Source organism: Pedobacter sp. HMWF019, assembly GCF_003061025.1.
Taxonomy (GTDB): domain Bacteria; phylum Bacteroidota; class Bacteroidia; order Sphingobacteriales; family Sphingobacteriaceae; genus Pedobacter.
Genome location: NZ_QAIL01000197.1, coordinates 1 through 2,619, shown reverse-complemented (window position 1 = coordinate 2,619; position 2,619 = coordinate 1). Strand labels below are relative to the sequence as shown.

Genomic DNA, 2,619 nt, shown 5'->3' with positions numbered 1-2,619 from the left:
CATATATTTTGCGTCCACATAAATGGCTACAATCACAACCAGAACAATAGCCACCAACAGAACCACCAGTCCAAGATAGTTTTTCGCTTTATCCTGTTTGAAAAGCCAAATGATAAATAGCACGAAAGGAACTAACATTAATCCCAGAAAAAGAAAGCTCATTGAATTCATAACCGTTATTTTAATTTAAAAAATCATCCTTGCAGCAGGGGCTATATCCTGACCAACAAAATCATTGGCCAAATATTTATGATAACCCGCAATCGCAATCATAGCCGCATTATCTGTACAATATTCAAAAGCAGGAATAAACACATTCCAGCCCTGCTCCTTCGCCAGCATTTGCAAAGCCTCCCGTAATCCGGAATTTGCCGATACCCCGCCAGCAATTGCAATATCTTTGATTCCGTGGGTCTTAGCCGCCTTTTTCAACTTATTGAGTAAAATCTGTACAATACTGTATTGAACAGAAGCACAAATATCATTCAAATGCTCATTGATAAAACCAGGGTTTTCCTTCTCCTTGTCTCTGATAAAATATAAAATAGCCGTCTTAAATCCGCTAAAACTATAATCCAACCCTTTAATCTGAGGTTCAGGGAACTTAAAAGCATGTGGATTTCCAAGTTTAGCATGTTTATCAATCAATGGCCCTCCAGGATAAGGCAGTTGGAGCAATTTAGCTGTCTTATCAAAAGCCTCCCCAGCCGCATCATCAAGTGTTTCACCGATAATTTCCATATCGGCATAATCCCTCACCAGCACAATTTGAGTATGCCCGCCCGAAACCGTTAAACAAAGAAAAGGAAAATCCGGTTTCGGATCCTCTATAAAATGGGCAAGAATATGAGCATGCATGTGATTTACAGCAATCAAAGGAAGATCCAATGCCAAAGCGAATGATTTTGCAAAAGAAACCCCCACCAATAAAGAGCCTAATAATCCAGGACCACGGGTAAAAGCAACAGCATTGATATCCTTTTTGCTAACTTTAGCATCAATTAGCGCTTGTTGAACAACCGGAACAATATTTTGCTGGTGTACCCTGGAAGCCAACTCCGGAATTACCCCACCATAATTTTCATGAATTGTTTGGTTTGCAATAACATTGGCTGTAATTTTGCCGTTGTTACAGATAGCAACTGAAGTTTCATCACAGGAAGATTCGATAGCAAGTATTACAGACACGTTTATATTATTTAAGCTACAAAAATATCAAAAAACTATTACAAATACTCCTATGGTTTATAGCATCAATTCTATTGTTGCTTTGTATTGTACTATTTGCGCTTCAGTTTAAACCTGTCCAGACTTTTATTGCAAAAAAAGCAGCAGATTATTTATCTAAAGAATTAAAAACAACTGTCTCTCTCAGTGGAATTTACATCAAGCCATTTAAGTCTGTAGTAATAGAAGATCTGGTGGTTCTGGACCTACAGAAAGACACCATTTTAAATACCCCAAAGTTCCTGGTTGACCTCAATAAACTTTCGATAAAGCAAAGGATTGTTGATATTAACACAGTTCAAATCAACAATGGCTCCTTTTTTCTAAAATCCTACAAGGACGGCTCCACTAATATTGATTTTGTTATTGATTATTTCGATTCAGGCCCACCAACTGTCAAGAAAAAGAAAAAACCTTATATTATTTCCTTTAACCGGGTAATTTTAAACAACCTAAGTTTTAAATATAAAAACTTAAAGTACAACGATAAAATAAAAGGCGTAAATTTTGACGATGTCAGCTTAACGAACCTCAATGGGATTTTAGAAGATTTAAACACAACAGACCATATCCTTCAGGCCAACATTAAAAACCTCACATTCAGAGAAAAAAGCGGTTTTTACCTTAAAAACTTAAGCGCATTTACAACAGTTGACACCAACCAGATAGAACTCAAAAAACTATTACTGGTGACAAATCAAAGCCGCCTGACCGACTACTATCAAATGCGTTTTAACAAATTTGATGATTTCAATGACTATATCAATAAAGTACGCATGAAAGCGCATTTTAAAAATAGTCACCTGGACTCTAAAGATGTCGCCTATTTTGCGCCAGAACTCGACCAGATGAACCTCAATATTGATGTGGATGGCCAGATTACCGGTCTTGTTAACAGCCTCAAAGCAACAAAACTATCTGTCAAAGCCGGACAAGCAACTTATATCAAAGGAGATTTCATTCTTAAAGGTTTACCTTATTTGAAGGAGACTTTTATGGACATGAAGATTGACATGGCCGGCACTAATAAAAAGGACCTGGATCAACTTCTAAGTAATACAACAGGTAAAAAAATCAAACTGATACCTTCCATTGTATCTAAATTTGGAACCGTTAATTTCAATGGGACCTTTACAGGCTTTCAGAATGACTTTATCGCTTATGGTGAGTTCAAAACAAAACTCGGTCGTGTAGTCTCGGATGTCAATATGAAAATTGATAAAGCAGGAATTCCCTCCTATTCAGGAAGTGTAAAAACCTACGATTTCAATTTGGGTGATCTTTTAGATGAAAATTCTCTTGGCAGAGTAACTTCGTCAGTAAATATCAAAGGCTATGGCACCGAGATCGATAAACTAAAAGAAGATATAGATGGTGATATAGAATATATAG

At 36.7% G+C, this 2,619-nt stretch carries 1 protein-coding gene and 1 pseudogene; one reads left to right on the top strand and one right to left on the bottom strand.

All coding sequences use genetic code 11. From position 1 onward, the window contains the following. Window positions 1-186: 186 nt before the first annotated feature. The gene (gene tsaD, locus DBR11_RS12150) at window positions 187-1,188 is read right to left on the bottom strand and encodes a tRNA (adenosine(37)-N6)-threonylcarbamoyltransferase complex transferase subunit TsaD (protein WP_108552943.1); all 1,002 of its coding nucleotides are present in this window, start codon (window positions 1,186-1,188) and stop codon (window positions 187-189) included. Window positions 1,189-1,262: 74 nt separating this feature from the next. Between tsaD and DBR11_RS12145 the strand changes: the two are divergent. Further along, a pseudogene (locus tag DBR11_RS12145) lies at window positions 1,263-2,619 on the top strand (translocation/assembly module TamB); the annotation flags it as partial.